Raw genomic sequence first — 17564 nt, 5'->3', positions numbered from 1 at the left:
GTTTGCTGCGCCTGTCTCATCCCATTCCACTCATCGCATCTCCCAGATGGAAAATCGGCAGATACATGGCCACGATCAGTGTGCCGACAATAATTCCTGTCACAACCAGCAGTAAAGGCTCCAGCATGGAGGCCAGCCCGTCGGCCTGATGTTGCGTCTGTTCACTATGATGCCTTGCCAGATTAAATAACATTGCGTCCAGTGCGCCAGAGGCTTCCCCCGTACTGACCAGTTGAATGCAAAGCGGCGTAAAAACCCCTCTGGCGCTGAATGCCGCTGAAATCGACTGACCCTGTGTAATATCCTGATGTATGGCATCAACAATATCTCGCCACCATGGGCATGTGAGCGTTTCTTTAACGCTTTCCATACCTTGTAAGAAGGCTATGCCAGCACGCTGCGTCAGCGATAGCACGGTAAAGATCTGACTGAGTTTCTGTCCAAGAACAAGTTGCCCTATCAGCGGGCATGCCAGCAGAATACGCTGCTGATAACGCAGCCAGCCTGACTGTTTCTGTAAACGCCCCAACAGAATTGCCAGCAGCAGACTGATAATGGCTAACGGAAGGCTGGCTTGCTGCAGTATATCCGCACATGCAAGCACCCCACGCGTGAGGGCAGGCAACGGCGTGTTAAATGTCTGGTAAATGGTGGCAAATTCCGGGAGTACGAAATAGATCATCGCCAGCACTACGATGAAGGCCAATGTCAGCACAATAAGCGGATAACGCAGCGCTTTTTTCACTTTCCGCGCCAGGACAAGCTGTGTTTTTTGCTGCGCAGCGAGTTTAAAGCAGCACTCATCGAGCTTCCCCGTAAGCTCACCGGTTCGTATCATTGCCTGGTAAAGGGGCGGAAAGACCTCCGGCCAGCGCGACAGCGCACCAGAGAATGTCTCGCCCTGTGCCAGGTTTTCGGCCAGTGTCTGTAATAGCGCCTGCCACTGAACAGAAGGCTGCTGTTTGGCCAGCAACTGCAGGCCATCCGGCAGCGTCAGACCAGCCTGCAGCAATGTGGCAAGCTGATGGATGACGTCGCTACTGTGTTCACCGCGCCACTGTGCCTGGCGTACAGGGCGACGGCGTAGAGAGAGGGGGTGAAGGCATTGCTGTTGCAAAGCGAACAGTGCATCACTGCGCTGTTCTGCCCAGTAAGCGCCTTCGTGCCGCTCACCGTTATCGTCCAGCCCGGCCCACTGCCAGAGTTGTTTAGTCGCCATCGGGCATACCCAGTACGCGAACCAGCTCTTCAAAGGTAGTGATCCCGTTTTCTACCGCCATACAGCCATTCCGGAATAATGTCATCATGCCCGCCGAACGTGATTGCCTTTCAATGTCGCTGGCAGGGAGCCCAGTGGCAATAGCCTGACGCAGTTCCCCGTCTACTTCCAGAACCTCAAAAAGCGCGACTCGCCCATAAAATCCGTGATAACAACGCTCACAGCCCTTTGATACCCAGCGCGGTAATGGGCGCGGCCAGAGTGATGTCGGCAGGTTAATATTCTCGTGCTCCCGGCTGTGGCAGTGGGGGCACAACTTTCGCACCAGCCGCTGTGCGACAACCATCGAGAGCGCGGAGGAGATCATCCAGCGGGCAACCCCCATTTGCTGGATGCGTACCAGTGTTTCGGCTGTCGAGTTGGTGTGAAGCGTTGAGAGGACCAGATGCCCGGTTTGCGCGGCCTTGATGGCGATTTCAGCCGTTTCGCCATCGCGGATCTCACCGACCATTATGACATCCGGATCCTGGCGCAAAAGCGCCCGTAATACACTCTGGAAGGTCAACCCGGCGCGTGGGTTAATCTGTGTCTGATTCAGGCCAGTAAGCGGGATCTCAATCGGATCTTCCACGCTGCAGAGATTGATCTCAGGCTTATTGCGAGCCTGCAACGCACTGTAGAGGGTGACGGTTTTTCCACTGCCCGTGGGGCCGGTGACCAGTAGCAATCCCTGGGGTTTGTTCAATGCCTGCTGGAATTGCGCCAGTTGGGAGTGGGTCATTCCTAGCTGATGAAGGTCGAGTGCCTGACTTACCTGATGCAACAACCTCAGCACCACTTTTTCACCATGTCGGCACGGCAGGGTGGCAATGCGAAACGAGACATTCTGTCCGTTAAGCGTGGTGCTGAACTGACCGTCTTGCGGCAGCCTGCGTTCGGCAATATCCAGATTACCTAATACTTTCAGTCGCGCGGTCAGCGTGTTGGCGAGCGCGCCGGGAATCAGAGGCAGCGCATGCAGTACGCCATCAACGCGCAGCCGGATGCGATAGGTATGTTCCGCGGGTTCAAAATGGATATCGGATGCCCTCTGGCTAAGCGCCTGTTGCAGCGTCTGGTCAAGTAATTCGACCGCTGAACCTGAATCCTCTACGGGGACGAGAGATTGCGCTTCTACAGACTGTTGATGATGGCTGTCCATCTGCTCCTGCGTCCAGCATTCGATATCAATGCGTTTTTGTGTCGCGAAACGTAATGCTTCCAGTAGCTCCGATGAGGGATCGCCCACGACGGCAATGGTCAGTATCTTTTCATCACAATTAAGCAGGCAGGCATGGTGGCGTTTGCACAGCGTGGTGAGTTTATCCTGGCGCATGGACTGTCCTTAATTACTGTTTCCACGGAAGACATCTTCACAGGCCTGTTTCAGTGCGCCGCTATCGGCCACCGTGCAGCTACGTGCCCAGCCCGCCATACCGTTGCCTGCATTCCACTGCGGCGTCATGACTACGCTCAGGCCCGTCAGGCTCTCCTGGCCGGTGAGGGTAATCACCCCTTTGCTGATGGTCATGGCTGAAACATAGCGGGTGGTGGTGGGGGCAGGGATACCGTTAGTACCACCTTCGCAACCCGTGACGCCGCCACGGTCCAGTGCGCATAGCTCAACGGCCGTACGATAGGGGATAAAGGTTTGCAGCATGTCGGTGAGTGCGGCTTTGCGCAGATAGTTCTGATACGCCGGAATACCGATCGCGCTCAAAATAGCAATAATGCCAATGACCACCATCAGTTCGATAAGGGTGAAACCTCGTTGCTTGTCCATTGTTCGCTCCTTGAGTTAGGTGGCGCTACTTTGGCAAACATAAGGGATGGCCTGCGAGGGTCGAAAAACGAAACGGGAACGAAGCTTCAGCCGTTATTGAACAGATTGCAGCATTGAACAACAGGTTTGCGAGGCTTTACGAAAAACGAGTCATAACGTGGCGTAAAGGCTTTACCTTGCAGGGGAAAAAGAGAAGGATAAGCCCGACAGAGAGACGCCATCGGGCTATGGGGTATCAGCGAAAACGCATCGACAGGTCCAGCGCGTGGACATGCTTGGTTAATGCACCGACAGAGATAAAATCGACGCCCGTTTCGGCAAATTCACGGATAGTCTCGAACGTGACGTTGCCGGAAACTTCAAGACGCGCCTGGCCATTGGTGCGTTTTACCGCCTCGCGCATCATCGGCGTATCGAAGTTGTCCAGCATGATGATATCGGCACCGGCTTTCAGGGCATCATCCAGCTCTTCCAGCGTTTCCACTTCCACTTCAACCGGAACGTCAGGATGCAGCCAGAAGGCTTTCTCGACGGCCTGGCGAACGGAGCCAGCAGCGATAATGTGATTTTCTTTAATCAGGAACGCATCGGAGAGCCCCAGACGATGATTCGCGCCGCCGCCGCACAGAACTGCATATTTCAGCGCGGTACGCAGGCCAGGCAGGGTTTTACGCGTATCCAGCAACTGTGTTTTGGTTCCATCCAGCAAGGCGACATAGCGACTTACTTCACTGGCAACACCCGACAGTGTTTGTACGAAGTTAAGCGCCGTGCGCTCTCCGGTGAGCAGAACGCGTGAGGGGCCTTCCAGTTCAAACAACGGCTGGTTTGGCGTCACCGCATCGCCATCGGCGACATGCCAGGTGACACGAACATCGTCGCCAGCTAGCTGAATAAAGACCTCTTCGACCCAACGCTTACCGCAGAACACGCCTTTTTCGCGGGTAATGATCACCGCATGAGAGCGGTTATCCGGCGGCAATAATTGCGCGGTAATATCGTTGTTCGCATCCACTTCTCCACCCAAATCTTCGCGCAGGGCCTGCGCGACGGCTGCGGGGATGTCCAGTTCAATGCGTTGCAAAAGCGCGTCACGTCGAAGATCGGGGTTGTAACGGCGAGGCGGCATGATAAAACTCCAAAAAGGGTAACGAATCAGAAAGTTAGACAGTGTCCTGTCATTGCACGTTTCGTCAACATATAATGACCGGACAGCGTCTGAACATGCTACTCTAGAGCGTGTTTGAGCACCATAATTAAGGAGATCCTGCATGCAGTTAAATGAGGGCTGGCTGGCGGATGCGCGTCGCGTACCTTCTCCGCATTTTGATTGCCGCCCGGGCGGTGAAACCCCTTCGTTGCTCGTGGTCCACAATATCAGCCTGCCTCCCGGTGAATTTGGCGGACCTTGGATCGATGCGCTGTTTACCGGTACGTTGGATCCTGACGCTCATCCTTTTTTTGCTGAGATCGTTCATCTGCGCGTCTCCGCTCATTGCCTGATTCGTCGTGACGGTGAAGTTGTTCAATATGTGCCGTTTGATAAGCGAGCCTGGCATGCGGGAGTGTCGCGTTATCAGGGGCGGGAACGCTGCAATGATTTTTCCATCGGCATTGAGCTGGAAGGCACAGACAATCAGCCCTATACCGACGCCCAATATCAGCAACTGGCGAACGTTACCCACGCTTTGATTTCGCTTTATCCCTCGATTGCCAGCAACATGACCGGGCACAGCGATATCGCCCCTGAGCGCAAAACCGATCCCGGTCCGGCGTTTGACTGGCCACGATTTCGCGGGCTGGTGGCGGGAGAATCAGATAAGGAGATGTCATGACACTGTTTACCATGCTGCTGGTTCTTATTGCCGAGCGGCTTTTTAAACTCGGAGAACACTGGCAACTGGATCATCGCCTGGAAGTGTTGTTCCGCCGGGTCAAACACTACTCTATGCTGAGAACGCTCCTGATGGCGGTGGTCGCCATGCTGGTGACCTTCCTCATTTTGCAGGCGCTGGAGGGGCTCTTTTTCAATGTGCCACTGCTGGTGGTGTGGATCCTGCTGGGGCTTTTGTGTATCGGTGCTGGAAAAGTGCGTCTGCATTACCATGCTTACCTCAAAGCAGCCGCGCGCAATGACAGCCACGCCCATAATGCCATGGCGAATGAGCTCACGTTGATTCATGGTATACCGCCGGGCTGTAATGAACGGGAGTACCTGTGCGAGTTGCAAAATGCGCTTTTGTGGATCAACTTTCGTTATTATCTGGCACCGCTGTTCTGGTTTATCGTCGGCGGAATATGGGGGCCTGTGACGCTGGTTGGCTACGGCTTTTTGCGTGCATGGCAATCCTGGCTGGCTCGCTATCAGACGCCGAATGAACGCCAGCAGTCCGGAATCGACGCGATTTTACACGTGCTGGACTGGATCCCGGTGCGCCTGGCGGGCGTGGTATATGCGTTGATCGGCCATGGTGAAAAGGCACTGCCAGCATGGTTTGCCTCGCTGACCGACCGGCATTCTTCGCAATATCATGTATTAACGCGCCTTGCGCAGTTCTCGCTGGCCCGCGAGCCGCATATGGATAAAGTCGAGACACCAAAAGCCGCCGTCTCAATGGCCAAAAAAACCTCGTTCGTGATGGTGGTGGTGGTGGCGCTGTTGACGATTTACGGCACGCTGATGTAGCCGCGTGCCGTTATACTCGTCATACTTCAGGCTGCATGTGCGTTGGCTACGTCAGCGCACCCCAGTCACAAAGTTATCTATGCTCCTGGGGATTTACTGACTTGCCGCCTTCCTGCAACCAGAATAATTTAGAGTATAAATTTATTGCGTGTCCGCAGGCGGGATGCCGAAGTCTGGCATCCCGTTTTCTTGCCAGCGAATCAGCTTCAGGCGGGTATGGCGGTTTGGATCGTAAAGCGGGTCGCCTTCAATCTCCGTATAGTTTCGGGCATGGTAGACCAGCACATCTTTACCGTCCGCGGTTTGGGTAAAGCTGTTATGACCGGGGCCATATTGCCGGTTCTCGTAACTGGTTCGGAATACCGGTTGCGGTGATTTATGCCAGTTGGCCGCCACTAGCGGGTCAGCGTTTACATCAATCCACAACAGTCCCATGCAGTAGTTCTCGTCCGTGGCGCTGGCAGAGTAACTGATAAACAATCTGTCGCCGTGAAACAGCACCGCCGGGCCTTCGTTTACCAGAAAACCCCTGCATTCCCAGTCGTACTCCGGCTTGCTCAGTAAGAGAGGTTCACCTTTTAACGTCCAGGGGTTTTCCATCTCCGCAATATAGAGGTTTGAATTACCGGCAATCTCCGGTGATTTCTGTGCCCACAGGTACCAGCGTTTACCCTGATGAACAAAGGTCGTGGCGTCCAATGCAAAGGTGTCGAACGGGGTTTTCACCTGGCCTTTTTCGAGCCAGACCCCGCTAAGGGGATCGGCATCGGCGCACTCCAGCACAAACATACGGTGCTGGAACATGTTCAGCGCATCCAGCGCCTTCGTCCAGGTGGCGGCAAAGTAGAGATACCATTTGCCGTCGATATAATGGAGTTCAGGCGCCCAGATGAGTTCGCTCATTGGTCCGGTAGCCGGTTTACGCCAGACGGTCACGCCTTGCGCTTCGCGCAGCCCCTCCAAAGTACTGGCCCGGCGGATTTCCAGCCGGTCATATTCCGGGACTGAGGCCACAAAATAATAGTTGCCATCATGACGCAAAATATACGGGTCGGCACGCTGCTCAATAAAGGGATTCGGCCAGTTCATTATGCTTTCCTTACATGTTCACCAACGGGAACGCCCTGGCTCTCGCTCAGTTCATGATAATTGACGCGGCGTTTTTCCAGGTCGGCCTGAATGGTTTTCATCAGTTCCCGATCCACTTTCAGCAGGCGTACGACTCCTGCGGTAATCAGATAGCCCACGCCCGGAATAACGGTAAACAGCAGCATGATGCCATTGATAGCGCTGGCACTCTGCGCTTTGGCACCTGCATCATAACCGTACCAGGAGAGTAAGAAGCCCACCATCGCACCAGCAACCGCCAGCCCCACTTTCAGGAAAAACAGGTTGCCAGAGAAGCTGATCCCGGTGATACGTTTGCCGGTTTTCCACTCGCCATAATCGTCTACATCCGCCATCAGCGACCAGTGCAGCGGGGAAGGGATCTGATGGAGAATATTCAACAGGAAGTAGAGCACCACAATCATGACCGTGGCTTTCGGATCGAAGAAGTAGAAGGCGCAGGAGAAAATCGCCAGCGCGATGTTAGTCCAGAAGAAGACTTTCAGCTTGCACCAGCGGTCGGTCAGGACTTTTGCCAGCATACTGCCGATCATCATGCCGACAACGCCCAAGCTGATAAAGAGAGTGGCGAAGTGAGTGCTTTGCCCCATGACCCAGGTCACGTAGTACATGGTGGCAGCCATGCGGATAAAGCCCGGGCAGACGTTACACAGCGTGAGCAGCAAAATCCGCACCCACTGGTCGTTTTTCCAGACATCCTTCATGTCCTTTTTCATATCGTCGTTGGTTGGGACCGCCGGGCGCACACGCTCGCGAACTGTAGCGAAGCAGAACAAGAACATACACATGCCGATAAACGCCAGAACCGTCATCGCCATTTGATAGCCCTTGGCTTTGTCTTCGCCACCAAACCATTCGGCCATAGGGAGTAACGTCAGCGACAGCAGCAGGGTGGCAATCCCTACCATCACAAAACGATAAGACTGGCAGGCCACACGCTCTTTTGGATCGTTGGTTATCACGCCGCCTAACGAGCAGTAGGGGATGTTGATCGCAGTGTAGGTCAGTGAGAGCAGGAAGTAGGTAATAAAGGCATAGATAACTTTGCTATGGTAGGTCCAGTCCGGTGTGGTAAACATCAGCACGCTGAACACGGCATAGGGCAAGGCTATCCACAAAAGCCATGGACGAAAACGTCCGTACTTGCTTTGGGTGCGGTCGGCTATCGCCCCCATGATCGGGTCAGTGATGGCATCTATCACGCGAATTGAGAGCAATAACACCCCTACCAGTGCAGGTGCCAGACCGAAAATATCCGTGTAAAAGTAATTAACAAACAGCATGATGGCGCCAAAGATGATGTTGCATCCGGCATCGCCCATCCCATAGCCGATTTTCTCTTTGACAGATAGTTTACTGTTGTCCATCGACGATACTCCCAGTGAGTTGTGGGAATAATTATTCGCCCGCTAAACATAATTTGCGTTACAGGATGTTGGCGGGAATATGGACAAAACAGCTACATAGGGGAAAGTGTGAGGTTGATAACAATTGAATAACAACCCTCTCCCGGGCAGGAGAGGGCAGCAGGCAAGATTAGTGCGCTTTCACTGCTTTTGCACTTTTCTCTTTGAACATATAGCCGACGCCAAGGATGACCAGCCATACCGGGATCAGATATACGGAGATAGCCATACCGTCAGTCATCAGCATAATGACCAGTACGGCCGCCATAAACAGCAGGCAAATCCAGTTACCTAACGGGTACAACAGCGCCGGGAAACGCGGCGTCACGCCCTGCTGCTGTTTGGCTTTACGGAACTTCATATGCGCCAGGCTAATCATCGCCCAGTTGATGACCAGGGCAGAAACCACCAGTGCCATCAGCAGGCCAAATGCCGATTCAGGCGCCATGTAGTTGATCAGTACGCACAGCGCAGTGACTACAGCGGAAACCAGAATGGTATTAACCGGAACACCACGTTTGTCGACGGAGAGCAGCGCTTTTGGCGCGTTCCCCTGCTGTGCGAGGCCGAACAGCATACGGCTGTTACAGTATACGCAACTGTTGTAAACCGACAGCGCGGCAGTCAGCACGACGATGTTCAATGCATTCGCCACGAAGGTGTCACCCAGCTCATGGAAAATCAATACGAACGGGCTGGTATCCGCGGTAACGCGCGTCCACGGCAGCAGAGAAAGCAGGACAGCCAGTGAGCCCACATAGAAGATCAGGATGCGGTAGATAACCTGGTTGGTCGCTTTTGGAATGCTCTGCTCCGGGTTGTCCGCTTCTGCAGCCGTAATCCCTACCAGCTCAAGGCCACCAAAGGAGAACATGATGATAGCCATCATCATTACCAGGCCTGAGATACCGTGTGGCAAGAAACCGCCTTGCTCCCACAGGTTGCGTACTGTCGCCTGTGGACCTGCGCTGCCGCTGAACAGTAACCAGCCGCCGAACAGGATCATCGCCACTACAGCAACCACTTTAATAATGGCGAACCAGAACTCCATCTCACCAAACACTTTAACGTTGGTGAGGTTAATGGCGTTGATAATAACGAAGAAGGCCGCTGCGGAGACCCAGGTTGGGATTTCTGGCCACCAGAACTGGATATATTTACCAACGGCGGTGAGTTCCGCCATCGCAACCAGCACATACAGTACCCAGTAGTTCCAGCCGGAGGCAAAACCCGCGAAATTACCCCAGTATTTGTACGCGAAGTGGCTGAATGAGCCTGCAACCGGCTCCTCAACGACCATCTCGCCCAACTGGCGCATAATCAGAAAAGCAATGAAACCCGCAATGGCGTAACCCAGGATAATCCCTGGCCCTGCAGAATTAATGACTGACGCGCTGCCCAGAAACAGGCCAGTCCCGATAGCGCCGCCCAGCGCGATAAGCTGAATATGGCGGTTCTTAAGGCCGCGCTTAAGCTGATCGCCGTGCTGTTGACCTTCCATCATGAAACCTCGTGTGTGGTTATTATGTCTACGCTGTTGTCTGCGTGTAAGGGAGAAATTCCATTTATTGTATGTTTTTATTTACGAAATGCTGACGTGAATTTGCACTCATCCCTTTCGTGAAGCTCAGAATAGTGGTAAGCGCTGGCGTTTGCACCTGCTTTGTGAAGGGGATATGACGACTTGCATAAAAAGAAACCATTTGTAAATCGTCTCGGTTCAGGCTGTTATTTGACCGTATGACTATTTATGCGTTTATTTGGCTTTGGTATGCAAATATATTCACACTGAATCGGTTCAAATTTAATTGAGCGCGTTTCAATAAAGTTAAAACTGCCTCTTTGGGAGTAAACGAGTCATTTGTGCAAGGTTACATGTTTGAAACGTTATTTCTGTAACGTTGTTAAAATGTGCAGTGTTTACTGATTTCAATCAAAACCTGTATGGACATAAGGTGAATACTTTGTTACTTTAGCGTCACGAATATGAAATTGGTAAGACCAATTTACTCCGGGCGAATGGTAGAGACAGGGAACAATGGCCTACAGCAAAATCCGCCAGCCAAAACTATCCGATGTGATTGAGCAGCAACTGGAGTTTTTGATTCTTGAGGGGACCTTGCGCCCCGGTGAAAAATTGCCTCCAGAACGCGAACTGGCCAAACAGTTCGATGTTTCACGTCCTTCATTGCGTGAGGCCATCCAGCGCCTCGAAGCGAAAGGGCTTCTGCTGCGTCGCCAGGGTGGCGGTACGTTTGTTCAAAGCAGCCTCTGGCAGAGCTTCAGCGATCCGCTCGTTGAGTTGCTCTCCGATCATCCCGAATCCCAATTTGATTTGCTCGAGACGCGTCACGCACTGGAAGGCATTGCCGCTTATTACGCCGCATTACGCAGCACGGACGAAGACAAGGTACGCATTGGCGAACTGCATCAGGCGATTGAACTGGCGCAGCAGTCCGGCGACCTCGACGCGGAATCGAACGCTGTCGTGCAATATCAAATCGCTGTAACCGAAGCGGCACATAATGTTGTGCTTTTACATCTGCTTCGTTGCATGGAACCTATGTTGGCACAGAATGTTCGTGAGAATTTCGAATTGCTCTACGCGCGCCGCGAGATGCTGCCGCTGGTGAGCAAGCATCGCAGCAGTATCTTTGCAGCCATTATGGCGGGCGAACCTGAAGAAGCGCGTGAAGCCTCTCATCGCCACCTGGCTTTTATCGAAGAGATCCTGCTGGACCGCAGCCGTGAGCAGAGCCGTCGTGAACGCTCGCTCCGTCGGCTGGAACAGAGAAAGAATTAGCATTTTCTGGTGGAGTTTGTGCCGGAAGAGTTGTAACCAGAGCGCCAAAAATTTAGAGCGCGGCAACTAAACGCAGAACCTGTCTTATTGCTCTTTTAGTTGTTCAAAATAATTCGGGTTGTATCGCGGCGGCAAATGCGCGAGGCACCAGCAGCATAGTGAACTATGTGGCTGGTGCGAGGAAGCGCAGCCAACAACGAGACAACCTGAGGTATGAAGAACAAAGAGGGCAATGGGACAGGTTCCAGATAACTCAACGTATTAGATAGATAAGGAATACCCCCCATGTCAGAACGTTTCCAAAATGACGTGGATCCGATTGAAACTCGCGACTGGCTACAGGCGATCGAATCGGTAATCCGTGAAGAAGGTGTTGAGCGTGCTCAGTATCTGATTGACCAGCTGCTTTCCGAAGCCCGCAAAGGGGGCGTGAAAGTTGCCGCTGGTACCGGAGCTAGCAACTATGTCAACACTATTGCCGTTGAAGACGAACCGGAATACCCGGGTAATCTGGAGCTGGAACGTCGTATTCGCTCGGCAATTCGCTGGAACGCTATCATGACGGTTCTGCGCGCTTCCAAGAAAGACCTCGAACTGGGCGGCCATATGGCGTCCTTCCAGTCTTCCGCAACTGTCTACGAAGTGTGCTTTAACCATTTCTTCCGTGCAGCCAACGAGAAAGACGGCGGCGATCTGGTGTACTTCCAGGGCCACATCTCTCCGGGCATCTATGCACGTGCCTTCCTGGAAGGCCGTCTGACTGAAGAGCAGATGAACAACTTCCGTCAGGAAGTTCATGGCAAAGGCCTGTCTTCTTATCCGCACCCGAAACTGATGCCGGAATTCTGGCAGTTCCCGACCGTATCCATGGGTCTGGGCCCTATCGGTGCGATCTATCAGGCAAAATTCCTGAAATATCTGGAACACCGTGGCCTGAAAGACACCTCTGAGCAGACTGTTTACGCCTTCCTGGGCGACGGTGAAATGGACGAGCCGGAATCAAAAGGCGCGATCACCATCGCTACCCGTGAGAAGCTGGACAACCTGTGCTTCATCATCAACTGTAACCTGCAGCGTCTTGATGGCCCGGTAACCGGTAACGGCAAGATCATCAACGAACTGGAAGGCATCTTCGCAGGTGCTGGCTGGAACGTGATCAAAGTGATGTGGGGCGGTCGTTGGGATGAGCTGCTGCGTAAAGACACCAGCGGTAAACTGATTCAACTGATGAACGAAACCGTTGACGGCGACTATCAGACCTTTAAATCCAAAGACGGCGCCTACGTCCGTGAGCATTTCTTCGGTAAATACCCGGAAACTGCTGCACTGGTTGCCGACTGGACTGACGAGCAGATCTGGGCCCTGAACCGTGGTGGTCACGATCCGAAGAAAGTCTACGCGGCACTGAAAAAAGCGCGTGAAACCAAAGGTAAAGCGACTGTAATCCTGGCCCACACCATCAAAGGTTACGGCATGGGCGATACCGCTGAAGGTAAAAACATCGCGCACCAGGTTAAGAAAATGAACATGGACGGCGTGCGTTATATCCGCGACCGCTTCAACGTTCCAGTAACCGATGAGCAGGTTGAAAACCTGTCTTACCTGACCTTCCCGGAAGGTTCTGAAGAGTATAAGTACCTGCACGAACGTCGTCAGGCGCTGAAAGGCTACCTGCCTGCTCGTCAGCCTAAATTCACCGAGAAGCTGGAACTGCCTGCGCTGGAAGATTTCTCCCAACTGCTGGAAGAGCAGAATAAAGAGATTTCTACCACTATCGCCTTCGTTCGTGCCCTGAACGTGATGCTCAAGAACAAGTCGATCAAAGATCGTCTGGTTCCAATCATCGCTGACGAAGCACGTACCTTCGGTATGGAAGGTCTGTTCCGTCAGATTGGTATCTACAGCCCGAACGGCCAGCAGTACACCCCGCAGGACCGTGAGCAGGTTGCTTACTACAAAGAAGACGAAAAAGGCCAGATTCTGCAGGAAGGTATTAACGAGCTGGGCGCTGGCGCATCCTGGCTGGCTGCTGCGACCTCTTACAGCACCAACAACCTGCCGATGATCCCGTTCTACATCTATTACTCCATGTTCGGGTTCCAGCGTATCGGTGACCTGTGCTGGCAGGCTGGCGACCAACAGGCGCGCGGCTTCCTGGTAGGTGGTACTTCCGGTCGTACGACCCTGAACGGCGAAGGTCTGCAGCACGAAGATGGTCACAGCCACATTCAGTCTCTGACTATCCCGAACTGTATCTCTTACGATCCGTCCTACGCGTACGAAGTGGCGGTCATCATGCATGATGGTCTGACCCGTATGTACGGTGAAGCGCAAGAGAACGTGTACTACTACATCACCACGCTGAACGAAAACTACCATATGCCGGCAATGCCAGCAGGTGCCGAGGAAGGTATCCGTAAAGGTATCTACAAACTCGAAACTCTGGAAGGTAGCAAAGGTAAAGTTCAGCTGCTGGGCTCCGGTTCTATCCTGCGTCACGTGCGTGAAGCGGCACAGATCCTGGCGAAAGACTACGGCGTTGGTTCTGACGTTTATAGCGTCACTTCCTTCACTGAACTGGCTCGTGATGGCCAGGATTGTGAGCGCTGGAACATGCTGCACCCGCTGGAAACCCCGCGCGTTCCGTACATTGCTCAGGTGATGAACGATGCGCCGGCTGTGGCATCTACTGACTATATGAAACTGTTCGCAGAGCAGGTTCGTACTTATGTACCGGCTGATGATTACCGTGTACTGGGTACCGACGGCTTCGGCCGCTCTGACAGCCGTGAAAACCTGCGTCACCACTTCGAAGTTGATGCTTCTTATGTGGTTGTAGCAGCACTGGGCGAACTGGCTAAACGTGGCGAAATCGATAAGAAAGTGGTTGCGGAAGCAATTACCAAATTCAACATCGATGCAGAAAAAGTTAACCCGCGTCTGGCGTAAGAGGTAAAGAGATAATGGCTATCGAAATCAACGTACCGGACATCGGGGCTGATGAAGTTGAAATCACCGAGATCCTGGTCAAAGTGGGCGACAAAGTTGAAGCAGAACAGTCGCTGATCACCGTAGAAGGCGATAAAGCCTCTATGGAAGTCCCGTCTCCACAGGCTGGCGTCGTCAAAGAAATTAAAGTTTCTGTTGGCGACAAAACCGAGACCGGCAAACTGATTATGATTTTCGATTCCGCCGACGGTGCAGCAGCCGCTGCACCTGCCAAGGCAGAAGAGAAGAAAGAAGCGGCTCCGGCAGCAGCACCTGCAGCCGCGAGCGCGAAAGAAGTTCACGTACCGGATATCGGCGGCGATGAAGTTGAAGTCACTGAAATCATGGTTAAACCAGGCGACACCGTTGCCGCTGAGCAGTCTCTTATCACCGTTGAAGGCGATAAAGCCTCTATGGAAGTTCCGGCACCGTTCGCGGGCGTCGTGAAAGAGATCAAAATCAGCACCGGTGACAAAGTGTCTACCGGTTCCCTGATCATGGTCTTCGAAGTGGCGGGTGCTGCACCTGCTGCCGCGCCTGCACAGGCGGCGGCTCCGGCTCAGGCCGCGGCCCCTGCTGCTGCGGCTGGCGCAAAAGACGTTAACGTACCGGATATCGGCGGTGACGAAGTTGAAGTGACCGAAGTGATGGTTAAAGTGGGCGACAAAGTTGCCGCTGAGCAGTCACTGATCACCGTTGAAGGCGACAAGGCTTCTATGGAAGTGCCGGCGCCGTTCGCAGGTACCGTTAAAGAGATCAAAATCAGCACTGGCGACAAAGTGTCTACCGGTTCCCTGATCATGGTCTTCGAAGTGGAAGGCGCTGCGCCTGCGGCGGCTCCGGCTGCTGCACCAGCCGCCGCTGCCCCGGCTCCGGCCGCTCAGGCTGCTAAACCTGCTGCTGCTCCTGCGGCGAAAGCAGAAGGCAAATCTGAGTTTGCTGAAAACGACGCTTATATTCACGCGACTCCGCTGATCCGCCGCCTGGCGCGCGAATTCGGTGTGAACCTGGCAAAAGTGAAGGGGACTGGCCGCAAAGGTCGTATCCTGCGCGAAGACGTTCAGACTTACGTGAAAGAGGCTATCAAGCGCGCAGAAGCTGCTCCTGCTGCTGCGACTGGTGGCGGTCTGCCTGGCATGCTGCCGTGGCCGAAAGTTGATTTCAGCAAGTTTGGTGAAATCGAAGAAGTGGAACTGGGTCGTATCCAGAAAATCTCTGGTGCTAACCTGAGCCGTAACTGGGTGATGATCCCGCACGTTACGCACTTCGACAAAACCGATATCACCGATCTGGAAGCGTTCCGTAAACAGCAGAACGCCGAAGCTGAGAAACGTAAACTGGACGTGAAATTCACTCCGGTTGTCTTCATCATGAAAGCCGTTGCTGCTGCGCTGGAACAGATGCCGCGCTTCAACAGCTCTCTGTCCGAAGATGCTCAGCGTCTGACCCTGAAAAAATACATCAATATCGGTGTTGCGGTTGATACCCCGAACGGTCTGGTTGTTCCGGTCTTTAAAGACGTGAACAAGAAGAGCATCACTGAGCTGTCTCGTGAGCTGACCGTGATCTCCAAAAAAGCGCGTGATGGCAAGCTGACTGCTGGCGAAATGCAGGGCGGTTGCTTCACTATCTCAAGCATCGGTGGCCTGGGCACAACCCACTTCGCCCCGATTGTTAACGCGCCGGAAGTGGCTATTCTGGGTGTCTCCAAGTCTGCGATGGAGCCGGTCTGGAATGGTAAAGAGTTCGTTCCGCGTCTGATGATGCCGATCTCTCTGTCCTTCGACCACCGCGTGATTGACGGTGCTGATGGTGCTCGCTTCATTACCATCATCAACAACATGCTGTCAGACATCCGTCGTCTGGTGATGTAATCGAAAAGCCGGCCTGACGGCCGGCTTTTTTCCTTTTAACCTCATAATGTCTGTGAGGTTATTAGCGAAACGAGAATTCGTGAGCCGTTTGTTGTTTCAAAATTGTTAACATTTTTGTAAACTGCGGACGGATAGAACGTCCCGGTGGATAAAGGGCGACAAGTACCTGACTGCCGGAAATCAATAAGAGGTCATGATGAGTACTGAAATCAAAACTCAGGTCGTGGTACTTGGGGCAGGCCCGGCAGGTTACTCTGCTGCCTTCCGTTGCGCTGATTTAGGTCTGGAAACCGTCATCGTAGAACGTTACAACACCCTCGGCGGTGTTTGTCTGAACGTCGGTTGTATCCCTTCTAAAGCGCTGCTGCACGTAGCGAAAGTTATTGAAGAAGCTAAAGCGCTGGCGACTCACGGTATCGTATTTGGTGAGCCGCAGACTGATATCGATAAAATCCGTACCTGGAAAGAGAAAGTTATCACTCAACTGACCGGCGGCCTGGCAGGCATGGCGAAAGGTCGTAAAGTTAAAGTGGTCAACGGTCTGGGTAAATTCACCGGTGCGAACACCCTGGAAGTTGAAGGCGAAAACGGCAAAACCGTGATCAATTTCGACAACGCCATCATCGCAGCGGGTTCCCGTCCGATCGAACTGCCGTTTATTCCGCATGAAGATCCGCGCGTATGGGACTCCACCGATGCACTTGAACTGAAAACCGTTCCTAAACGCCTGCTGGTTATGGGTGGCGGTATCATCGGTCTGGAAATGGGTACCGTTTACCATGCGCTGGGTTCACAGATCGACGTGGTTGAAATGTTCGACCAGGTTATCCCGGCTGCCGATAAAGACATCGTGAAAGTCTTCACCAAACGCATCAGCCAGAAATTCAACCTGATGCTGGAAACCAAAGTGACTGCCGTTGAAGCGAAAGAAGACGGTATTTACGTTTCCATGGAAGGCAAAAAAGCGCCTGCCGAAGCACAGCGTTATGATGCCGTGCTGGTCGCTATCGGTCGTGTACCGAACGGCAAACTGCTGGACGCAGGCCAGGCGGGTGTTGAAGTTGACGAGCGTGGCTTTATCCGCGTTGACAAACAACTGCGTACCAACGTACCGCACATCTATGCTATCGGCGATATCGTCGGTCAGCCGATGCTGGCGCACAAAGGTGTTCACGAAGGTCATGTTGCTGCCGAAGTTATCGCTGGCAAAAAACACTACTTCGATCCGAAAGTTATCCCGTCTATCGCGTACACCGAGCCAGAAGTTGCATGGGTTGGTCTGACTGAGAAAGAAGCGAAAGAGAAAGGCATCAGCTACGAAACCGCCACCTTCCCGTGGGCTGCTTCTGGCCGTGCTATTGCTTCTGACTGCGCAGACGGTATGACCAAACTGATTTTCGACAAAGAGACTCACCGCGTCATCGGTGGTGCGATTGTCGGTACCAACGGCGGCGAGCTGCTGGGTGAAATCGGTCTGGCGATCGAAATGGGCTGTGACGCAGAGGACATCGCGCTGACTATCCACGCGCACCCGACGCTGCACGAGTCCGTGGGCCTGGCGGCAGAAGTGTTCGAAGGTAGTATTACCGACCTGCCGAACCCGAAAGCGAAGAAAAAATAATTTCGCTTCATACTAAG

13 protein-coding genes are annotated in these 17564 nt (G+C 53.3%); 6 read left to right on the top strand and 7 right to left on the bottom strand.

Translation table 11 applies throughout. The features are described 5' to 3' along the window. Nucleotides 1-16: 16 nt before the first annotated feature. From hofC to nadC, 4 genes are all read right to left on the bottom strand, one after another. Entirely contained in the window at nt 17-1219 is a 1203-nt protein-coding gene (gene hofC / locus ABU190_RS14665; protein ID WP_354691695.1) for a protein transport protein HofC, read from the bottom strand. Next, nucleotides 1209-2594, bottom strand: a complete 1386-nt coding sequence (gene gspE / locus ABU190_RS14660) for a type II secretion system protein GspE (protein WP_354691694.1) — start codon at nt 2592-2594, stop codon at nt 1209-1211. The genes hofC and gspE overlap by 11 nt, the downstream gene beginning before the upstream one ends. A gap of 9 nt (nt 2595-2603) precedes the next feature. After that, nucleotides 2604-3041 (bottom strand): prepilin peptidase-dependent pilin, encoded by a 438-nt coding sequence (ppdD, locus tag ABU190_RS14655; protein WP_354691693.1) that lies wholly within the window; start codon nt 3039-3041, stop codon nt 2604-2606. Between the two features lie 235 nt (nt 3042-3276). Further along, entirely contained in the window at nt 3277-4170 is an 894-nt protein-coding gene (nadC, locus tag ABU190_RS14650) for a carboxylating nicotinate-nucleotide diphosphorylase (protein ID WP_039078384.1), read from the bottom strand. 142 nt (nt 4171-4312) lie between these two features. Here nadC and ampD point away from each other — a divergent pair, with 142 nt between their 5' ends. Further along, a complete protein-coding gene (ampD, locus tag ABU190_RS14645) occupies nt 4313-4876 on the top strand; it encodes a 1,6-anhydro-N-acetylmuramyl-L-alanine amidase AmpD (RefSeq protein WP_354691692.1) in 564 nt (187 codons plus the stop codon). After that, a complete protein-coding gene (gene ampE, locus ABU190_RS14640) occupies nt 4873-5727 on the top strand; it encodes a beta-lactamase regulator AmpE (protein WP_354691691.1) in 855 nt (284 codons plus the stop codon). The genes ampD and ampE overlap by 4 nt, the downstream gene beginning before the upstream one ends. Before the next feature lie 141 nt (nt 5728-5868). Here ampE and ABU190_RS14635 read toward each other — a convergent pair whose 3' ends face one another. The 3 genes from ABU190_RS14635 to aroP form a co-directional block, all read right to left on the bottom strand. After that, nucleotides 5869-6819: a family 43 glycosylhydrolase gene (locus ABU190_RS14635; protein WP_317086418.1), complete on the bottom strand. Its 951-nt coding sequence runs from the start codon at nt 6817-6819 to the stop codon at nt 5869-5871. Continuing rightward, nucleotides 6816-8222, bottom strand: a complete 1407-nt coding sequence (locus ABU190_RS14630; RefSeq protein ID WP_125125324.1) for an MFS transporter — start codon at nt 8220-8222, stop codon at nt 6816-6818. Before ABU190_RS14630 ends, ABU190_RS14635 begins: the two co-directional genes overlap by 4 nt. Nucleotides 8223-8391: 169 nt before the next feature. Then, complete coding sequence (gene aroP, locus ABU190_RS14625) at nt 8392-9765, bottom strand: aromatic amino acid transporter AroP (RefSeq protein ID WP_107224044.1); 1374 nt, start codon at nt 9763-9765, stop codon at nt 8392-8394. A gap of 534 nt (nt 9766-10299) precedes the next feature. On the opposite strand from aroP, the gene pdhR reads away from it, so the two are divergent. The 4 genes from pdhR (at nt 10300) to lpdA (ending at nt 17547) form a co-directional block, all read left to right on the top strand. Next, entirely contained in the window at nt 10300-11064 is a 765-nt protein-coding gene (pdhR, locus tag ABU190_RS14620) for a pyruvate dehydrogenase complex transcriptional repressor PdhR (RefSeq protein WP_039078390.1), read from the top strand. A 285-nt stretch (nt 11065-11349) separates the two neighbouring features. After that, complete coding sequence (aceE, locus tag ABU190_RS14615) at nt 11350-14013, top strand: pyruvate dehydrogenase (acetyl-transferring), homodimeric type (protein WP_039078391.1); 2664 nt, start codon at nt 11350-11352, stop codon at nt 14011-14013. Nucleotides 14014-14027: 14 nt separating this feature from the next. Beyond that, nucleotides 14028-15926, top strand: coding sequence for a pyruvate dehydrogenase complex dihydrolipoyllysine-residue acetyltransferase (aceF, locus tag ABU190_RS14610; protein ID WP_335257409.1), 1899 nt, complete (start codon nt 14028-14030; stop codon nt 15924-15926). A 196-nt stretch (nt 15927-16122) separates the two neighbouring features. Continuing rightward, the gene (lpdA, locus tag ABU190_RS14605) at nt 16123-17547 is read left to right on the top strand and encodes a dihydrolipoyl dehydrogenase (protein WP_039078471.1); all 1425 of its coding nucleotides are present in this window, start codon (nt 16123-16125) and stop codon (nt 17545-17547) included. The last annotated feature ends 17 nt before the right edge of the window (nt 17548-17564 follow it).

Source organism: Phytobacter sp. RSE-02, assembly GCF_040578655.1.
Lineage (GTDB): Bacteria > Pseudomonadota > Gammaproteobacteria > Enterobacterales > Enterobacteriaceae > Phytobacter > Phytobacter diazotrophicus.
The sequence above is the reverse complement of the archived record's forward strand: the minus strand, read 5'-3'. Positions and strand labels throughout refer to the sequence as shown.

What these genes read in the sequence shown, in the direction of transcription:
- ppdD (WP_354691693.1), bottom strand. Translation starts at nt 3,041, where the DNA reads ATGGACAAGCAACGAGGTTTCACCCTTATCGAACTGATGGTGGTCATT.
- hofC (WP_354691695.1), bottom strand. Translation starts at nt 1,219, where the DNA reads ATGGCGACTAAACAACTCTGGCAGTGGGCCGGGCTGGACGATAACGGT.
- pdhR (WP_039078390.1), top strand. Translation starts at nt 10,300, where the DNA reads ATGGCCTACAGCAAAATCCGCCAGCCAAAACTATCCGATGTGATTGAG.
- lpdA (WP_039078471.1), top strand. Translation starts at nt 16,123, where the DNA reads ATGAGTACTGAAATCAAAACTCAGGTCGTGGTACTTGGGGCAGGCCCG.
- ABU190_RS14630 (WP_125125324.1), bottom strand. Translation starts at nt 8,222, where the DNA reads ATGGACAACAGTAAACTATCTGTCAAAGAGAAAATCGGCTATGGGATG.
- ampE (WP_354691691.1), top strand. Translation starts at nt 4,873, where the DNA reads ATGACACTGTTTACCATGCTGCTGGTTCTTATTGCCGAGCGGCTTTTT.
- aceE (WP_039078391.1), top strand. Translation starts at nt 11,350, where the DNA reads ATGTCAGAACGTTTCCAAAATGACGTGGATCCGATTGAAACTCGCGAC.
- aceF (WP_335257409.1), top strand. Translation starts at nt 14,028, where the DNA reads ATGGCTATCGAAATCAACGTACCGGACATCGGGGCTGATGAAGTTGAA.
- aroP (WP_107224044.1), bottom strand. Translation starts at nt 9,765, where the DNA reads ATGATGGAAGGTCAACAGCACGGCGATCAGCTTAAGCGCGGCCTTAAG.
- ampD (WP_354691692.1), top strand. Translation starts at nt 4,313, where the DNA reads ATGCAGTTAAATGAGGGCTGGCTGGCGGATGCGCGTCGCGTACCTTCT.
- nadC (WP_039078384.1), bottom strand. Translation starts at nt 4,170, where the DNA reads ATGCCGCCTCGCCGTTACAACCCCGATCTTCGACGTGACGCGCTTTTG.
- gspE (WP_354691694.1), bottom strand. Translation starts at nt 2,594, where the DNA reads ATGCGCCAGGATAAACTCACCACGCTGTGCAAACGCCACCATGCCTGC.